This window comes from Litoribaculum gwangyangense, assembly GCF_039543505.1.
In the GTDB taxonomy this organism is placed as follows: Bacteria; Bacteroidota; Bacteroidia; order Flavobacteriales; family Flavobacteriaceae; genus Litoribaculum; species Litoribaculum gwangyangense.
Genome location: NZ_BAABJW010000001.1, coordinates 976185 through 995142, shown reverse-complemented (window position 1 = coordinate 995142; position 18958 = coordinate 976185). Strand labels below are relative to the sequence as shown.

Annotated in this window: 19 protein-coding genes; 14 read left to right on the top strand and 5 right to left on the bottom strand. The window is 34.0% G+C overall.

What is annotated here, in order from left to right; genetic code table 11:
* Positions 1–22 precede the first annotated feature (22 nt).
* The 4 genes from ABD963_RS04445 to ABD963_RS04430 all read left to right on the top strand — a co-directional run bounded on the left by ABD963_RS04445 (position 23) and on the right by ABD963_RS04430 (position 3744).
* Positions 23–682, top strand: a complete 660-nt coding sequence (locus ABD963_RS04445; RefSeq protein WP_345275734.1) for a tRNA1(Val) (adenine(37)-N6)-methyltransferase — start codon at positions 23–25, stop codon at positions 680–682.
* Between the two features lie 98 nt (positions 683–780).
* A complete protein-coding gene (locus ABD963_RS04440) occupies positions 781–1959 on the top strand; it encodes an acyl-CoA dehydrogenase family protein (protein ID WP_345275733.1) in 1179 nt (392 codons plus the stop codon).
* A gap of 86 nt (positions 1960–2045) precedes the next feature.
* On the top strand, positions 2046–2786 hold the full coding sequence (locus ABD963_RS04435; protein ID WP_345275732.1) for an SGNH/GDSL hydrolase family protein: 741 nt from the start codon (positions 2046–2048) through the stop codon (positions 2784–2786).
* 58 nt (positions 2787–2844) lie between these two features.
* Positions 2845–3744 (top strand): metallophosphoesterase family protein, encoded by a 900-nt coding sequence (locus ABD963_RS04430; protein WP_345275731.1) that lies wholly within the window; start codon positions 2845–2847, stop codon positions 3742–3744.
* A 174-nt stretch (positions 3745–3918) separates the two neighbouring features.
* On the opposite strand, the gene ABD963_RS04425 is transcribed toward ABD963_RS04430, so the two are convergent.
* Positions 3919–4245: a 2Fe-2S iron-sulfur cluster-binding family protein gene (locus ABD963_RS04425; RefSeq protein WP_345275730.1), complete on the bottom strand. Its 327-nt coding sequence runs from the start codon at positions 4243–4245 to the stop codon at positions 3919–3921.
* A 237-nt stretch (positions 4246–4482) separates the two neighbouring features.
* On the opposite strand from ABD963_RS04425, the gene ABD963_RS04420 reads away from it, so the two are divergent.
* Genes ABD963_RS04420 through ABD963_RS04390 form a run of 7 tightly spaced genes read left to right on the top strand, consistent with a single transcriptional unit; the run spans position 4483 to position 9930 of the window.
* Positions 4483–4911, top strand: a complete 429-nt coding sequence (locus tag ABD963_RS04420) for a SoxR reducing system RseC family protein (protein ID WP_345275729.1) — start codon at positions 4483–4485, stop codon at positions 4909–4911.
* A 6-nt stretch (positions 4912–4917) separates the two neighbouring features.
* Positions 4918–5808 (top strand): Fe-S cluster domain-containing protein, encoded by an 891-nt coding sequence (locus tag ABD963_RS04415; protein ID WP_345275728.1) that lies wholly within the window; start codon positions 4918–4920, stop codon positions 5806–5808.
* Positions 5801–7129, top strand: a complete 1329-nt coding sequence (gene rsxC / locus ABD963_RS04410; RefSeq protein ID WP_345275727.1) for an electron transport complex subunit RsxC — start codon at positions 5801–5803, stop codon at positions 7127–7129. The genes ABD963_RS04415 and rsxC overlap by 8 nt, the downstream gene beginning before the upstream one ends.
* A gap of 2 nt (positions 7130–7131) precedes the next feature.
* On the top strand, positions 7132–8142 hold the full coding sequence (locus tag ABD963_RS04405) for an RnfABCDGE type electron transport complex subunit D (protein ID WP_345275726.1): 1011 nt from the start codon (positions 7132–7134) through the stop codon (positions 8140–8142).
* 2 nt (positions 8143–8144) lie between these two features.
* A complete protein-coding gene (locus ABD963_RS04400; protein WP_345275725.1) occupies positions 8145–8741 on the top strand; it encodes an RnfABCDGE type electron transport complex subunit G in 597 nt (198 codons plus the stop codon).
* 5 nt (positions 8742–8746) lie between these two features.
* Positions 8747–9352, top strand: coding sequence for an RnfABCDGE type electron transport complex subunit E (locus ABD963_RS04395; protein WP_345275724.1), 606 nt, complete (start codon positions 8747–8749; stop codon positions 9350–9352).
* 2 nt (positions 9353–9354) lie between these two features.
* A complete protein-coding gene (locus ABD963_RS04390) occupies positions 9355–9930 on the top strand; it encodes an electron transport complex protein RnfA (RefSeq protein ID WP_345275723.1) in 576 nt (191 codons plus the stop codon).
* A gap of 1 nt (position 9931) precedes the next feature.
* On the opposite strand, the gene ABD963_RS04385 is transcribed toward ABD963_RS04390, so the two are convergent.
* Together ABD963_RS04385 and ABD963_RS04380 are read right to left on the bottom strand one after the other, a co-directional pair.
* Positions 9932–10945, bottom strand: coding sequence for a 2-oxoacid:ferredoxin oxidoreductase subunit beta (locus ABD963_RS04385; protein ID WP_345275722.1), 1014 nt, complete (start codon positions 10943–10945; stop codon positions 9932–9934).
* A gap of 2 nt (positions 10946–10947) precedes the next feature.
* Complete coding sequence (locus ABD963_RS04380) at positions 10948–12804, bottom strand: 2-oxoacid:acceptor oxidoreductase subunit alpha (protein WP_345275721.1); 1857 nt, start codon at positions 12802–12804, stop codon at positions 10948–10950.
* 149 nt (positions 12805–12953) lie between these two features.
* Between ABD963_RS04380 and ABD963_RS04375 the strand changes: the two genes are divergently transcribed.
* The 3 genes from ABD963_RS04375 (at position 12954) to ABD963_RS04365 (ending at position 17433) form a co-directional block, all read left to right on the top strand.
* Positions 12954–13304: a 4Fe-4S dicluster domain-containing protein gene (locus ABD963_RS04375; protein WP_345275720.1), complete on the top strand. Its 351-nt coding sequence runs from the start codon at positions 12954–12956 to the stop codon at positions 13302–13304.
* A gap of 104 nt (positions 13305–13408) precedes the next feature.
* On the top strand, positions 13409–16942 hold the full coding sequence (nifJ, locus tag ABD963_RS04370; RefSeq protein ID WP_345275719.1) for a pyruvate:ferredoxin (flavodoxin) oxidoreductase: 3534 nt from the start codon (positions 13409–13411) through the stop codon (positions 16940–16942).
* 116 nt (positions 16943–17058) lie between these two features.
* Positions 17059–17433: a HEPN domain-containing protein gene (locus ABD963_RS04365; protein ID WP_345275718.1), complete on the top strand. Its 375-nt coding sequence runs from the start codon at positions 17059–17061 to the stop codon at positions 17431–17433.
* A gap of 23 nt (positions 17434–17456) precedes the next feature.
* On the opposite strand, the gene ABD963_RS04360 is transcribed toward ABD963_RS04365, so the two are convergent.
* Both ABD963_RS04360 and ABD963_RS04355 read right to left on the bottom strand, forming a co-directional pair.
* Positions 17457–17699: a NifU family protein gene (locus ABD963_RS04360; protein ID WP_345275717.1), complete on the bottom strand. Its 243-nt coding sequence runs from the start codon at positions 17697–17699 to the stop codon at positions 17457–17459.
* Positions 17700–17702: 3 nt separating this feature from the next.
* Positions 17703–18839 carry an Mrp/NBP35 family ATP-binding protein gene (locus tag ABD963_RS04355; RefSeq protein ID WP_345275716.1) on the bottom strand — a complete coding sequence of 379 codons (1137 nt, stop codon included), beginning with the start codon at positions 18837–18839 and terminating at the stop codon, positions 17703–17705.
* Positions 18840–18958 lie beyond the last annotated feature (119 nt).

Genomic DNA, 18958 nt, shown 5'->3' with positions numbered 1-18958 from the left:
AATTAATCAAAGTAATTGTGCCATGAAAATTGGTACCGATGGTGTATTGCTTGGGGCTTGGACGTCTTTAAAAACCCACCCGTTTTCCATATTAGATATTGGTGCTGGCACAGGCGTTTTATCGCTTATTATGGCGCAACGAAGTGACGCAGAAATAATAGATGCCATTGAAATTGATGATTATGCTTACGAACAATGTGTCGAGAATTTTGAAGAATCTATTTGGGCAGATAGACTATTTTGCTATCATGCCTCTCTAGAAGAATTTGTTAATGATATGGAAGATAGATATGATTTAATTATTTGTAATCCACCATTTTATACAGAAGATTACAAAACCCCAAACAACAAGCGTAATTTAGCCCGTTTTCAAGACGCTATGCCTTTTGATTACTTACTGAAAAGCGTTTCTAAATTACTATCGAATAACGGCGTTTTTTCTGTTATTGTACCGTTTAAAGAAGAAAAGGAATTCACGCATTTAGCCTCCAAAAACAATCTTTTTCCAAATCGTATATTAAACGTTAAAGGCAACCCAACCTCAGAAATAAAAAGAAGTCTTATCGAGTTTTCTTTCCATAAAAGCGATTTGGAAATTAGCGAATTAATTATTGAAACTAACCGCCATCTATACACCGAAGATTATATTATCTTAACTAAAGATTATTATTTGAAAATGTAAGCGTATTCTTTTTAATAAATATTAAATTCTCAAAAACACACATAATTAGTTTATTATTTTCAATAAATTTACACCCACACTGAATAAAATTAAATTTTATGAAGCCTGATTTATTTGAAGCACCAGATTATTACAACCTAGACGAACTACTTACTGAAGAGCATAAATTAGTACGAAATGCGGCTCGCGACTGGGTAAAACGAGAAGTTTCACCAATTATTGAGGATTTTGCCCAAAGAGCGGAATTCCCAAAACAAATTATAAATGGGTTGGCGGATATAGGTGCTTTTGGACCCTACATCCCTATGGAATATGGCGGAGCTGGATTAGATCAAATTAGTTATGGCTTAATCATGCAAGAAATTGAACGAGGCGATTCTGGAGTACGAAGTACTGCTTCAGTACAATCGTCTTTAGTGATGTATCCCATTTGGAAGTACGGCAACGAGGCACAACGCCAAAAATATTTACCAAAATTAGCAAGTGGCGAATGGATGGGGTGCTTCGGGCTAACCGAACCAGACCATGGTAGTAATCCTGGCGATATGGTTACGAATTTTAAAGATAAAGGCGACCATTATTTATTAAATGGCGCTAAAATGTGGATAAGTAATGCGCCTTTTGCACAAGTGGCTGTAGTTTGGGCAAAAAATGAAGAAGGACGCATACACGGTTTAATAGTAGAACGTGGAATGCAAGGATTTTCGACTCCTGAAACTCACAATAAATGGTCATTGAGGGCATCGGCTACCGGCGAACTTATTTTTGATAATGTAAAAGTTCCTAAGGAAAATTTACTGCCAAACAAATCAGGATTAGGAGCACCCCTTGGATGTTTAGATTCTGCTCGTTATGGAATTGCTTGGGGTGCCATTGGCGCTGCCATGGATTGTTATGATATCGCTTTGCGCTACAGTAAGGAACGCATGCAATTTGGAAAACCTATAGGGCAGTTTCAATTACAACAAAAGAAATTAGCCGAAATGATTACAGAAATTACCAAAGCCCAACTTTTAGCTTGGCGATTGGGAGTTATGCGTGAAAATGGAACTGCAACTTCAGCACAAATATCGATGGCTAAGCGTAACAATGTTGACATGGCTATTAATATAGCTAGAGAAGCAAGACAAATATTGGGAGGAATGGGAATAACGGGTGAATACAGTATCATGCGTCATTCCATGAACTTAGAAAGTGTGATCACTTATGAAGGTACCCATGATATTCATTTGCTCATTACAGGATTGGATATTACAGGATTGAATGCCTTTAAATAGCCTTAAAATTAAATATTGATTCTTTTTTAGAACAGGCTATTTTTTAAATTGTAAGTCTTGAAATTCAAATATTTACAGAAAAATTAATGAAAAAGATTGTTTTCATATTAATAGTGTCAACAAGTTTAAGTTTCAATTGCAGCAAAGAAGAAGCCCCCTCAGAAGTTGAAAATCGAATAGTAGAAAATCAAGAGCAAGAAGAACAAAATTCCGAGCCTAATAACACTATTAAAATATTATCACTAGGTGATAGCTACACCATTGGGGCGAGCGTTTGCGGAACTTGCAGGTTTCCTGAACAATTAAAAGACAGCTTAATTTTAAATTTCGAAAACAGTAAAAATTTCGATCTAAAAGTTATTGCTCGAACAGGATGGACAACCACCAATCTTATTAATGCCATAAAGGATGAAAATTTAATAGATGAATATGATTTAGTAACTCTTCTAATCGGCGTAAATAATCAATATCAAGGAAAATCTTTTTCGATTTATGAAAGTGAATTTCCTCAACTTGTAAATATGGCTATTGCAAAAGCAAAGCGACTCAAAAATAATATTATTGTTGTTTCTATTCCAGATTATGCGTTCACACCCTTTGGTAGAGGCGACACAAATATATCAAGTGAGATAGATAAATATAACTCCTATGCAGAAAATTATTGTTTAGGAAACAATATAACCTTTGTAAACATAACCGATATTACTAGAATGGGGTTGGACAATACCAATTTAGTTGCATCAGATGGTTTACATCCTTCAAAATTAGCGTACAGTAAATTTGTTGAACGCATACTTCCTTTTGCTATAGAAAAACTAAAAAAATAATTTTTTCGAACATGCTGAACAGCATTTCTTTTTAATAGGTTTTGTTTACTTTTACTTTATGCTTACAACCAAAAAGAGATTGGATAAGGCTTATAAAAATGCTAAAATCATTGATTTTGATGATGATAGTAAGTTTATCCTTTTCAGTGATTGCCACCGTGGTGACAATAGTTTTGCTGATGATTTTGCCAATAATAGAAACATTTATTTTCATGCGTTAAAGCATTATTTTACTCAAGGTTTTCAATATTGTGAATTGGGAGATGGTGATGAACTTTGGGAAAATTTGTCTTTTGAGTCTATTTTAAATGCACACAAAAATGTGTATATGCTAATGAAAGAATTTCATAAGCATAATAAATTACACATGATCTGGGGAAACCACGACATGGTTTATAGAAACTCAGACTATGTTAAAAAACATTTATCAACTTTTTTCGACCCCAAAGTAGGTGAGCATGTTGAACTTTTTGGAGATATTACTTACCATGAAGGCATTATACTAAAACATGACAACACTGGACAGGAGGTTTTTTTAACCCACGGTCATCAGGCTGATTGGTGGAATTTTCTCTTTTGGAAATGGAGCCGATTTATGGTTCGAGTTTTATGGAAACCATTAAACGTCATGGGAATTGCAGATCCTACGAGTCCAGCAAAAAACTACAAAGAACTTATTAAAGTAGAGAGAAGAACCAAAAAATGGATTACCGAAAACAATAACTTGGTTACCATCGTTGGGCATACTCATCGCCCTCGTTTTCCAGATCCAGGAGATATTGCGTTTTTTAATGATGGAAGTTGCGTGCACCCCAGGAGTATAACGGGTATGGAAATTGAAAACGGAGAAATATCGTTAATTAAATGGCATATAGAAACTACAGATGAAGGTACTTTACAAATAGTTAGAGTGCTTCTTGAAGGGCCAAGAAAACTATTGGATTACAAGACAGAATAATTAAAAGTAGCCTTTCTTCGCAAACCATAGGAGAGGATTTTATTTGCTACTACTAATGTCATATAAGAAGCAGGGCGAATACATCTTTAAACTAAAAACTTTGTGTTTAGTTAGATTTATAACTAAACATCTGTTTTGGATTTAAAAGATTCCTTTAAATAAAGTAATTCCTAATTAACTCTCAGGAGCCAATTCTACTTCAAGACCTTCCATTTCTGGCGTCATTTGAATTTGGCAGCCTAGTCTACTATTTTCCTTGACATCAAAAGCTTCAGATAGCATAGCTTCTTCATCATCGGTCATTTCTGGTAATTCAGTATCACTTAGCACATAACATTGACATGAAGCACACATGACCATTCCTCCGCAAACTCCAATAGTACCCTCCGGTGCTAATTCGTAAGATCTAACTACCTCCATAAGATTCATAGCCATATCTGTAGGTGCTAACACTGTATGTGACACACCTTCTCTATCTGTGATTTTAATTTTAATATCCACATTTAAAAAAATTAAGCGCAAAAATAGGTAAATAAATTCACAAAACTAAAACTCCTACTAATTTAATAGACTAAATAAAATTATTTGGTGTTTAACCATTCTTCAACCCTTTAATTGCTGTTCTTTTGTTTTGAAATCAAAATAAATGGATACAATAAACCTGACATAAATCATATTATTGCCTGATTGAATTAATTAATTTCGTACAGTACCTTTTATGACTTAAGAACACTATTTATGGGTTCTCATCAAAAAAATAAAGACATATTTGTTCACTCTGGTTTTATTTCTAAAATAAGCAGTAAATCTATTTTTGTCACTTTAGAAGAAAATGTTCATTGTGAGTCTTGCCATGCCAAAGGATCATGTGGTGTTTCAGGATCAAGCACAAAAGAGATTGAAGTTCTAAATTCAAAGGATTCTTTTAAAATTAATGAACATGTAAATGTCGTTTTAAAAAAAACACTGGGTTTAAAAGCCGTTTTTTTCGCCTATTTACTCCCTTTTACTTTAATGTTTTTGACATTAATAATAGCCTCAAATTATTTAACCGAATGGATGGCTGGGATACTAGCACTTAGCATTTTAATACCCTATTACATAATACTTTATTTTTTAAAAAATACGCATAAGAGAATCTTTGAAATTTCAATTTTAAAAACATAGTTCAACATGTCAGATTCAGTTTTAAATAGTGTTTTTTTATTGGTTTCTTTAGGAATAATTGCAGCTATCGTGCTGTACGTAGTATCAAAAAAATTCTATGTTTATGAGAACCCCTTAATAGCTGAAGTTGAAAATATCTTACCAGCCGCAAATTGCGGTGGTTGTGGTTCTCCAGGCTGTAAAGCATTTGCTGAGAAACTTGTAAATTCTGAAGATATTTCTAATCTGTTTTGTCCAGTTGGAGGTAATGACATCATGAAACTTGTATCTATCGCATTAGGTAAGGAAGTCGCCGAGAAAGAACCAACACTTGCTGTTTTAAGATGTCAAGGTGGGTGTGATGTAAGGCCAAAAACCACAGAGTATCAAGGGCCTAGATCTTGCGCAATTTCATCTATGATTTACAGTGGAGAAACCGATTGTCAGTACGGCTGTTTAGGCGATGGTGATTGTGTGGCAGTTTGCAAATTTGATGCTATGTATATGGACGAAACTACAGGATTGCCTGTAATTATAACAGATAAATGCACCTCTTGTGGAGCCTGTGTCGAAGCATGTCCTCGAGATATTATTGAAATGCGACCAAAACACAAAAGGGATTTAAAAATATTTATTGGTTGTTTGAACGAAGACAAAGCAGGTATTGCCAAAAAAGCTTGTGATGTTGCTTGTATAGGATGCTCTAAATGTGAGGATATTTGTCCTAAAGATGCTATTACTATGGCGAATAATTTAGCATACATAGACCCCATCATTTGCACACTCTGTAGAAAATGTGTAGATGTATGTCCTACACATTCTATTATAGAAACTAATTTTCCTCCAAAAAAAATAAAAAAGGTTACCGCTGATGTTAATGTAAATGTTGAATCTGTAAACTTAAAAACTGATGCTTAAAACATTTCCGAAAGGTGGTATACATCCCCCAGAAAACAAGATAACTTCAGAAAAATCGATAAAAAAGATGCCGATTCCAAAAGTTGTATATGTCCCTATATCGCAACATATTGGCGTTCCAGCAGAAATAATAGTTAATGTAAAAGATACTGTTCAAATTGGACAAGTTATTGCTAAATCTGGTGGATTTGTCTCTTCAAATATTCATGCCCCTGTAGCTGGAACGGTTACCAAACTGGATAAGATTATTGATACAAGTGGTTACAAAAAACAATGTATTGTAATTAGAACAGACTTTAAAAACGAAGCTAATTTTGAAGACATTATCTACCCTCTAAAAAAAGAGATTGAATTAAGTCCAAAAGAAATCTTACAAAGCATAAATGACTATGGTATTGTAGGCCTAGGAGGTGCCACATTTCCTTCTCATGTAAAATTGAACGTAAAGGAGGGCATAACTATAGATCACTTAATAATTAATGGAGTAGAATGTGAACCGTATTTAACCGCTGATCATCGTTTGATGCTTGAAAAAGCTGAAGAAATTATCGTTGGAATTAAGATTTTAATGTTCGCCTTAAACATCAATAGAGCTATAATTGGAATTGAAAACAACAAAAAGGACGCCATTGAAATGTTTAAGAAACTTACTAAAAATGAAGAAGGAGTCAAAGTTGCCGCATTAAAAGTTAAATATCCACAAGGAGGTGAAAAACAATTAGTATACGCCTTATTAAATAGGGAAGTTCCTAAAAATGGTTTACCAATAGATGTAGGTGTAATTGTACATAATGTGGGGACTATTTTTGCTATTTATCAAGCCATACAACATAAAAAACCTTTAATAGAACGTGTAGTAACTGTCACTGGCAAAAAATTAAAAAACCCGTCTAACTATTGGGTAAAAATAGGCACTCCAATTACAGACCTAGTAAATGAAGTCGGTGGTTTGCCAGAGGGTACTCGTAAAATTGTAAATGGTGGCCCCATGATGGGTAAAGCTATAAAAAATACAGACGTCCCGGTAACAAAAGGAACCTCTGGAATTTTAGTAATTTCTGAAGATGAAGCCAGCAGAGGTGAACCTAAAAATTGTATTCGTTGTGGAGAGTGTGTAACGGTTTGTCCAATGGGATTAGAACCACATCTTTTAATGAATTTATCTGAAAAAGGTATGTTTGAAAAAGTAGCTTATGAGGATATTATGACTTGTATTGAATGTGGCTCCTGTAGTTATGTTTGTCCTTCTCATCGTCCATTATTAGATTATATCAGGTTTGGAAAAAATATAGTAAAAAAGTTAAATACCGCTAAAAACTAATTATGAGTGCCCAACCAATTATTGTATCTGCATCTCCCCATGTTCACTCAGACAGAACTTCAAAAAAGATCATGTACGATGTTGTAATTGCTTTAATTCCTGCATTTTTAGTCTCATTATATGTTTTTGGAATTAGGGCTTTAATTGTAACCTCTGTTGCTATTATTTCTTGTTTGGCATTTGAGTATTTGATTCAGAAATACCTATTAAAAACTGAAATAACCATTATGGACGGATCTGCATTGATAACAGGTGTTCTATTGGCATTCAACTTGCCTTCAAATTTACCCATTTGGATGATTATTATTGGTAGTTTAGTAGCTATTGGAATTGCTAAACTATCTTTTGGCGGTTTAGGTTTTAACATTTTCAACCCCGCCTTAGTAGGTCGTGTGTTTTTACTCGTATCATTTCCAGTACAGATGACAACATGGCCAACGGCCATTGTAAATAATACCAATATTGCTGATGCGGTTACGGGAGCAACTTCACTTGGTGTTATAAAAGAAGGTTTAATGTTTGGTGAAACCATGACAGAAATCAGCACCAGACTGCCATCTACTTTGGATATGCTGTTTGGTTTTACAGGCGGTTCTGTGGGTGAAATATCTGGCATGGCATTGCTGATTGGTGGATTATTCTTAATCTTTAGAAATGTTATCTCTTGGCACATTCCATTTACAATTTTGACAACTATAGCAGTTATGACTGGGATATTCTGGTTTTTAAATCCAGAACATTATGCAAATCCATTAATCCATGTTTTAACAGGCGGGGCTATTTTAGGTGCCTTTTTTATGGCGACGGATTTGGTTACAAGTCCAATGACTAGAAAAGGGATGATGATTTTTGCCGTTGGTATTGGAGTAATTACGGTAATTATAAGACTTTTTGGTGCCTACCCCGAAGGTATTTCGTTTGCAATTATAATTATGAACGCCTTTGTACCACTAATCAATAAATATTTTAAACCTCGGAGGTTTGGCGCCAAAATAAAAGCTAAAATTGTGTAATTATGAGTAAGAAAGAATCAACATTTGCAAGTATGGTTGTCTCACTTTTAGTGATAACACTCGTTTCAGGATTCGCTTTAGGATTTATTAATGATCTTACCATTGAACCAAAAGCAAAAGCGAAATTAGATAGAAAAATTAAAGCTGTAAAATTAGTATTACCAGAGTTTGATAACAATCCTGTGGAAGATTTCAAATTAGTTAAATCTGAATTTGCCATGGATAGTGTTGAAATATATCCAGCTTTTAAAAATGGAAAATTTATTGGAGCAGCTATAATTGGTTCTTCCGAAAAAGGATACAGTGGTTTAATTAAAATTTTGGTGGGTTTTAAACCAGATGGCACCATTGAAAATATTTCTGTTTTAGAACAAAAAGAAACTCCTGGTCTGGGAACCAAAATGAAAGATGAGTCGTTTTTACAACAATTTAAAGGAAAAAACCCATCAAAATTCAATTTAAAAGTAGTAAAAGATGGAGGTGATGTTGATGCCTTGACTGGCGCTACTATTTCGACACGTGCATTTAGTGAGTCAACTAAAATGGCGTATGATGAATTCTTAAATAATGTTGATTTTATTAATAAATCTAAATCATAAGTGAGATGGGTGAAAAAATAAGCCAAAAACAGAATTTCTTAAAAGGTGTTATTAAAGAAAACCCCATTTTTGTTATGCTACTTGGTATGTGCCCTACTTTAGGTGTTACCTCATCGGCATTCAACGGTTTAGGAATGGGGGTGGCTACCTTATTTGTTTTATTAATGTCCAATATTGTAGTTTCCTTGGTGAAATCTCAAATACCCAGTAAAGTTCGGATTCCAGCTTTCATCATTATTATAGCATCCTTTGTAACCATTGTTGAAATGGTTCTAGAGGCTTTCATTCCATTTTTATATGAACAATTAGGCATATTCATTCCATTGATAGTTGTAAACTGTTTAATATTAGGGAGAGCTGAAGCCTTTGCTTCAAAAAACAACTTGACATCTTCCATTCTTGACGCCTTAGGCATGGGGTTAGGATTTGTTTTGGCCTTAACTGTTTTAGGCACCGTTAGAGAAATACTTGGAAGCGGTAGTCTTTTTGGATTAAAATTTGTTCCGGAAAACGCCAATACATTTATTCTATTCATATTGCCTCCTGGAGCTTTTATAGCCCTAGCCTATTTAACAGTAATATTTAATCGATTAACCATTAAATCAACATAGATATGGATTATGTCATTATTCTTATTGCAGCCGTATTTGTTAATAATATTGTCTTATCTCAATTTTTAGGAATTTGCCCTTTTTTAGGTGTTTCAAATAAAGTATCTACATCTGTTGGCATGTCTGGTGCCGTATTATTTGTAATGACCATTGCAACTACTGTTACATATTTACTTAATGAATATGTTTTAATTCCAGCCGGTTTAAATTATTTAAGAACCATCACTTTTATATTAGTTATAGCAGCTTTAGTTCAAATGGTAGAAATTGTTCTTAAAAAAGTAAGCCCTCCATTATACCAAGCCTTAGGGGTATTTTTACCTCTGATAACAACCAACTGCGCCGTTTTAGGTGTAGCAATTTTAGCTTTAGGGCTGGATAATGGAAGTTTAATAAAAGCCGTTTTTTTTGCAATCTCTAATTCTATTGGCTTTTCTTTGGCTCTTATCATTTTTGCAAGTATAAGAGAACATTTAGAACTTGCAGATATTCCTGAGGGATTGAAAGGTGTCCCAATAAATTTGCTGGTTGCCGGTTTATTATCCTTAGCTTTTTTAGGATTTACAGCTTTGGTTTAAATCAATAAACTTGATAAGTTTCTCCTGAAAAGAATAAATCGTCAGTTGTAACGAAATTAGATTTTGACTTAACTTCTGCAGTTAATGCATCTTCTCGTTCTTCTAAAGTTACATCATCAAAACTTCTTATGATTCCTGTCACTAAAGGATATTCCAATCTTACCAACATTTGATGTAATGTAGGATCTTCATCTTTGGCATTATGCACTAATAAATCTTCTTGCTCAATACCATTTTCACCAATTGCCACTACTTCTAGTTTTAATTTATTCAACATCAAACCTTTATCTCTATTTTTACCAAAAATCATAGGCTTTCCATGTTCCACAAACAATTGTTTATCTTCTCTAATATCTTTATCTGTATACTTTGTATAGCAACCATCATTAAAGATGACACAATTTTGCAATATTTCTATTAAAGATGTTCCATTAAATTTTTCAGCTTCAATAAAAATTTGTGTCATTTCTTTTGGAGTGTTTCCTCCTATTCTTGCAAAAAATCTTGCTTGAGCACCAATCGCTAACTCTCCAGGGTGAAATGGAGGTTGTGTATTTCCGTAAGGCGATGATTTCGTTTTTTGACCGACAAGGGAGGTTGGTGAGAATTGACCTTTTGTTAAACCATAGATTTCGTTATTAAAAAGTATCATGTTTAAATCAATATTTCTCCGTAAAACATGAATAAAATGATTGCCACCAATAGCCATAGAATCGCCATCGCCTGTAATCACCCAGACACTTAAACTTGGGTTAGCTAGTTTAACCCCAGAGGCTATCGCAGGAGCTCTGCCATGAATACCGTGCATTCCATAGGTGTCCATATAATATGGAAAACGCGAAGAACAACCAATACCAGAAATAAAAACCACATCTTCCTTTTTTACGCCAATTTCTGGTAGTGCTTTTTGCATAGATCTTAAAATAACATAGTCGTCACAACCTGGGCACCATCTAACTTCTTGATTACTTGCAAAATCCTTAAACGTGTATTTTTTAATATTAGTTGTTTCCATAATCAATTTAACAATTGTTTAAATTTTTCTACAAGTTCTGTATTTCCAAATGGTAATCCTTGAATTTTATTAAACTGAAGAAAGTCATATTTATTAAAATTCATTCTCAATATATTCACAAACTGTCCATTGTTTAATTCACAAACCACAGTTTTTTTAAACTTGCCTAAAATATCTTCTGTGTTTTTTGGTAATGGGTTTATATAATTAAAATGTGCAAATCCTATGTTGCTATAGCCCTTTTTGTTTAATTCCTTCACGGCTGAATGTAATCCCCCATAGGTTCCACCCCAACCAATAACTAATAAATCTCCTTCATCAGCAAACTCGGTAGTTAATTCTGGGATATAATTTTGAACACGTTCAATTTTTTCAGCTCTTATTTTTGTCATGAACTCATGGTTTTCTGGCACATGAGATACATTTCCTGTGATTTTATCTTTTTCTAAACCTCCAATTCTATGCTCTAATCCAAAAGTTCCTGGAACAGCCCAATTACGAGCAAGAGTATGTTCATCTCTATCATAAGGATGCCAATTTTCTTTTAATTCAGTGACTTTATTATTTTTTATCTCTGGCATTTCTGAGACTCTTTTAATTTTCCAAGGCTCCGATCCATTCGCAATATAGCCGTCCGTTAACAATATCACTGGAGTCATATGCTCTAACGCCAATTTGGCGGCTTGGAATGCAAATTCGAAACAATTTGAGGGAGTGCTAGCTGCTATTACAATTACAGGGCTTTCACCGTTTCTACCATACATAGCTTGCATTAAATCAGACTGTTCGGTTTTAGTTGGCAACCCAGTTGAAGGACCTCCTCTTTGAACATTTACCACAACTAAAGGTAATTCCACCATCATAGCTAATCCTAATGCTTCACTTTTTAAAGCCAAACCTGGACCTGAAGTGGTTGTAATTGCTAAATCTCCTGCAAATGATGCCCCAATTGCGGACGTTATACCTGCAATCTCATCTTCAGCCTGAAAAGCTTTTACTCCAAAATGTTTGTGTTTAACAAGTTCATGTAAAATATCGGTTGCTGGTGTTATTGGGTAAGATCCTAAAAATAATTCTAAACCAGATTTTTCAGCTGCGGCCAAAAGCCCCCAGGCAGTGGCCGTATTTCCGCTTATAATTCTATAAGTGCCAGCAGGCATCCTCGCTGGAGAAATAGTATATGAGTTAGGAATTAATTCTAGCGTTTCTGCAAAATAAAAACCTGCATTTAGCACTTTGGTATTCGATTCTATTAAATGGGGCTTAGATGCAAATTTTTTATTGAAAAAATCAATAGTATGTTCTGGAGAGCGATGGTACATCCAGTACACCATGCCTAAAGCAAACATGTTCTTGCTTCTGGTAATGCTCTTATTATCTAAGCCCTCAACATCTTTCAACGCTTCCTTTGTTAGCGATGAAATGGCTACTTCAATAATTCTGTAATTTTCAAGACTGCCATCTTCAAGAGGATTCGTTTCGTATTGCGCTTTTTCTAAATTTTTTTTATTGAACGAATCAATATCAACAATTATAGTATGTCCAGGTTTTACTGCATAAAGATTTGTTTTTAAACCCGCAGGATTCATGGCCACAAGTAAATCTACATCATCACCAGGTGTACTAATCTCTACACTACCAATATGAACTTGAAAGCCTGAAACGCCGTATAGACTTCCCTGTGGAGCTCTAATTTCTGAAGGGTAATTAGGAAATGTTGAAACATCATTCCCAAACATAGCAGAAGTATCCGAAAATTGAGTTCCAGTTAATTGCATACCATCTCCAGAATCACCTACAAATCTTATTACAACAGCTTCTAAAGCTTCGGGTTGTGTATCTTTAATCTCAGCAATCATAATTTTAGATATAATATTTTAGTATCAAAAATTGAAGTTAATACTACCAAATATAGTTTCTGTTTTTAGATTTTTATATGATTTTTATCATATAAAAAGTGGTCATAAAAAATTAATTTTACTCATAATTATCATAAAAACAGATAACTATGGCTATCATTATAACAGAGGAATGCATCAATTGTGATGCTTGTATTGCAGAATGTCCAAACAATGCAATTTACGAACCAGACCAAGAATGGTCTTATTCTGATGAAACATCTTTAAGTGGATTAATTACATCTCTAAATGGAGAAGAAATTGATGCCGATGCACAAAATGATCCGATTTCAGATGAATTTTACTATATAGTTCCCGACAAGTGTACTGAATGTAAAGGTTTTCATGATGAACCTCAATGTGCTTCGGTTTGTCCAGTAGATTGTTGTATCATAGATGAGAATCATGTTGAAACAGAAGATGAATTATTACTAAAAAAAGCTTGGTTACACGGTGAATAACAACCACTTAATAACCAAGTTTTTTACTATATATATTCTTAAAAAATTAAAACCATTGAAACTCTTTTCATACGAAGATGGTTTTTAATTATAATTTATTCATTATGAAGAAAAAATTTCCAAAACTGATTTGCGATGCCAATGAAGCCGTTGCTCGCGTAGCGCATAAAACTAATGAGGTCTGTGCGATATACCCTATAACTCCTGCTTCACCAATGGGAGAGCATGTAGATGTATTTAGTTCAAACGGCGAGAAAAATATTTGGGGAAATATTCCCAGAATTGTAGAAATGCAAAGCGAAGGTGGTGCCGCTGGCGCTGTTCATGGTTCTTTACAAGCTGGTGCTTTAACTACCACTTTTACAGCATCACAAGGTTTACTATTAATGATACCAAATATGTATAAAATAGCAGGCGAATTACTTCCTTCTGTTATTCATGTGGCAGCTAGAACGGTTGCAACACATGCCTTATCAATTTTTGGAGATCATTCTGATGTTATGGCAACTAGACAAACTGGTTTTTCTATGCTATTTGGTGGCTCTGTTCAAGAAGCACAAGATTTTGCATTAATAGCCCAAGTATCTACATTAAAATCTAGAATACCATTTTTAAATATTTTTGATGGTTTTAGAACCTCTCATGAAATTTCTAAAATTGATGCCATTCCAGATGATATCATTAAAGCTATGATGCCTGATGATAAAGTAATGGACCATAAAAAAAGATCCTTAGATCCTGATCATCCTGTAGTAAGAGGTACGTCTCAAAATCCAGATGTCTTTTTTCAATCTAGAGAAGCTGCCAATTTGTTTTACAGTAAAATACCGAAAATTGTTCAAGAAACAATGAACGAATTTTATAAACATACTGATCGTAAATATGAATTGTTCGACTATATAGGACATCCAGAAGCAGAAAAAATTATAATAATTATGGGATCTGGCCAAGGTCCTGTCATGGAAGCCGTAGATACCATGGTGAAAAATGGTGAAAAAGTTGGAGCCTTAATTGTGCGCTTATTCAGACCATTTTCGGTAAGCCATTTTATTGATGCACTGCCAAAGACCGTTAAAAAAGTAGCTGTTTTAGACAGAACCAAAGAACCTGGTAGCGCTGGTGAACCATTATATTTAGATGTAGTTACAGCATTCGCTGAAAGCAACAGAGAGATGCCAAAAATTATTGGTGGTCGTTATGGATTATCTTCAAAAGAATTTGATCCAGCAATGGTTAAGGCCATTTACGATGAACTAGATAAGGAAAAACCAAAAAATCATTTTACTATAGGTATTAATGATGATGTTTCAAATACAAGTTTAGAAATTGGAGAACGGCTACAAACTGTTAAAACCACATTTAACTGCATGTTCTTTGGTTTAGGTTCTGATGGTACTGTTGGTGCTAACAAAAATTCTATTAAAATTATTGGTGAAACAACTGATAATTATGTACAAGGTTATTTCGTATATGATTCTAAAAAAGCTGGTGCTCAAACGGTGTCACATTTACGTTTTGGACCTCAACCTATTTATTCAACCTATTTAATTCATAAAGCAGACTTTATTGCTTGTCACCAATTTAATTTCATTGAAAAATATGATATCTTAAAAACTATTAAAAAAGGTGGTACTTTTTTGTTGAATTCTCCTTTTTCTAAGGATGATATATGGGGAAAATTGCCTCAAAAAATGCAAGAAGAAATTGTAAAAAACAAATTAGATTTCTATGTAATTGATGCCTCAAAAGTGGCTCAAGAAGCCAATTTAGGGAAAAGAACCAATACGGTTTTACAAACCTGCTTCTTTGCTATTTCAGGGGTATTACCTAAAGATGAAGCTATTCAGAAAATTAAAGATGCCATTGTAAAATCATATTCTCATAAAGGAGATAAGGTTGTTCAGATGAATTTTAATGCTGTTGATAAGTCACTTCAAAATCTTCAAAAAGTAGAATATCCTAAAACAATAACAAATGATAGAAACCTAAAACCTATGATGACTGGAACAGACGATCCATTTGTTTTAGAAGTTTTAGGGAAAATCTTGGCCGGTAGAGGTGATGAATTACCAGTAAGTGCTTTTCCTGTAGATGGCACATTCCCAACAGGTACAACACAATATGAAAAGCGGGGAATAGCTGATTTTATTCCAGTTTGGGACGATAAAGATTTATGTACTCAATGTAATAAATGTGTTGCCATTTGTCCGCATGCAGCGATAAGAGCCAAAGTCGTTCTAAATGATGAATTAGTTGGCGCTCCGGCATCATTAAAAACTGTTGCGGCTAAAGGAAGACCATTTACAAGTGATACTGAATCTTATATATTACAAGTATCCCCAGAAGACTGTACAGGTTGCGATCTTTGTGTGGCTGTTTGTCCAGCAGAAAGCAAAGAAATTGAAGATTTCAAAGCCATTAATATGAGGAAAAAATTAGATGTTGAGGCTGAGGAAAATGCTAATTGGGATTATTTTGTAAATCTTCCAAATTATGATAGAACAGCTCTACAAATAACCAATGTAAAAGGCTCACAATTTTTAGAACCATTATTTGAATTCTCAGGAGCATGCTCTGGATGTGGAGAAACACCTTATATTAAAATGTTAACCCAATTATATGGCGACAGTATTTTAATTGCAAATGCAACAGGTTGTTCTTCAATTTATGGAGGCAATTTACCTACAACACCATATAAAACCAATGAACTTGGCAGAGGTCCTGCTTGGGCAAATTCGTTATTTGAGGACAATGCAGAATTTGGTTTAGGAATGAAATTGGCATTAAGCAAAAAACAAGAAATAGCTATAGATTTATTAAAATCGTTAGAAGAAACTGTTGGTAGTGATCTTGTAGACGCTATTTTAAATAATGCTGAAGAGACAGAAGCACAGAAAAAAGATAAAAACGAGCAAATTCAAAATCTAAAAGAAAGGTTAACTAAACTACCAAATAATGATAAAGCTGTTAGGTTAAATCAATTGACCGAATATTTAAGAAGAAAATCTGTATGGATTCTTGGTGGTGACGGTTGGGCTTACGATATAGGATATGGTGGTGTAGATCATGTATTAGCATCTGGAGAAGATATTAATATTATGGTTTTAGACACCGAAGTTTATTCTAATACTGGTGGCCAAACGTCTAAAGCTACACCTCTAGGGGCGAGTGCAAAGTTCTCAGTATCTGGAAAAAGAACTGGCAAGAAAAGTCTGGGATTACAAGCTATCTCCTACGGTAATGTATATGTAGCACAAGTTGCTTTAGGCGCTAAAGATTTACAAACTTTAAAAGCCATTGAAGAAGCTCAAGCTTATCCAGGCCCATCATTAATAGTCGCTTATTCACATTGTGGAGAACATGGTTATGATTTAAAAGATGGTGCTTTACATCAAGAAAAAGCTGTCGAAGCAGGATACTGGCCTTTATTTAGATTTGACCCTTCCAAGCCTAAAGGTAAAAAGTTCAAATTAGACTCTAAAGCACCTAGTATTCCACTTAGTGATTTCATGTATAATGAAACTCGATTTAAAAGAGTTGTAAAGGATGATAAAGTATTAGGAGCTGCATTACTTGAAGAAGCTCAAGAAGAGGTTAACACTAAATGGGAGCGGTTAGAACTATATAGAAATATGTAAATAATTAGTAAAAACATCTATTTCATTTAGAAATAGATGTTTTTACACTTTTGACGGAAAACCTTGAAAATTAAGTTTTCTAAAGGTATGGAGATTTAAAACTTTAAATTAAAAAAATGGAAACTGAAGCAAAAAAATTATTCAAGGAAGCTGTTGATAAATTAAATGAGGCCAACAAAGAACTTTATAGACCTGAAGAAGATATTGTATCTTATTCTGTTTGCAAAAATTCTCAAAGAGCAATCGAAAACTATTTGAAAGGATATCTATTAAAAAGTGGAATTGATCCAATTGGTTTCAAAACCGTTAGTACTCTTTATGAACAATGTATAAAAGTGAACAAAAAATTTGAAAAAATCGACTTCTCTGATTTTCAATGTAAATCACATAATTTAGAAAATGTTTATTGCAACGAAGTATCGAAAGTGAGCAGTTGTTTCGATATTGCAGATAGTTTAGATACTTTTCTAAGAAGAGAAAAAATCCTTTAAATAGCCTAAACTTTACCAAACGTTTAGTCTATATTAATAACATGCTCTATTTGTGGAACATACTTTTTAATAGTCATTTCCACACCAGATTTTAGGGTCATTTGATTGACACTACAACCAACACATGCTCCTTGTAATTTAACTTTTACAAGTGTGTCATTCTCTTCTATTGACATTAATGAAATATCCCCACCATCACTTTGTAAAAACGGACGTATTTCGTCTAAGGCTTTTTCAACATTTAACCTAACCTCTTCTGTACTCATAAGCTACTTTTTTATTGCTGAACAACCAGCCATGGTTGTTATTTTTATGGCCTCAGTTGGCGGTAAATCGTCATTACGCCTTACTACCTCCTGAACTACATTTTTTGTTAATTCTTCAAAAGATTTCTCTAATGGTGTTGCTGTTTGTAAAGCTGCAGGGCGCCCAACATCTCCAGCTTCTCTAATGCTTTGTACCAAAGGTATTTCTCCTAAAAAAGGTACATCCAAATCATCAGATAAATGTTTTGCACCTTCTTTTCCGAAAATATAGTATTTATTATCTGGTAATTCCGCTGGCGTAAAATAAGCCATATTTTCAATAATTCCTAAAACGGGTACATTGATACTTTCTTGCTGAAACATGGCTACTCCTTTCTTAGCATCGGCTAATGCCACGTTTTGAGGTGTACTTACTACTACTGCGCCAGTAATAGGTAAAGATTGCATAATACTCAAATGAATATCACCTGTTCCTGGTGGTAAATCAATGAGTAAAAAATCGAGTTCTCCCCAATAGGCATCAAAAATCATTTGATTTAGCGCTTTTGCGGCCATAGGACCACGCCAAACGACGGCTTGATTAGGTTGTGTAAAAAACCCGATGGATAATATTTTTACCCCATAATTTTCAATGGGCTTCATTTTCGATTTTCCTTCAACATTAATCGCCAAAGGTTTTTCTGCTTCCACATCAAACATAATTGGGATAGATGGCCCATAAATATCAGCATCCAAAACCCCAACCTTAAATCCCATTTTAGCCAATGTTACTGCTAAATTGGCTGTAACAGTAGACTTTCCAACACCTCCTTTACCCGATGCTACAGCTACAATATTTTGAATCCCAGGAATAGGATTTCCTTTAATAACATTAACCTTTGGTTTTGCAGGTGCATCTACTTTTACGTTTACAGTAATTTTAGCTTTTTCATAAACCTGCTCATGAATGGTTTTAAGTATTTCAACTTCTGTACGCTTTTTAGCTTGTAAACTTGGGTTTTTAATTGTAATGTCTACAATCACCTCATCACCAAATGTAACTACATTTTTAACTGCTCCACTTTCAACCATATTTTGTCCTTCACCGGGAACGGTAATGGTTTCTAGGGCCTTCAATATATCTTGTTTGTTCAGCTTCACTTTATCTAATTTAGATTAATTCTAAAGTACAAATATACACTGAATTCTTTACAATTTAAAGTTCTTTAATTGAAATGATTTATGTTACTATTAATGAGAACAATTGATAAATATGGTAT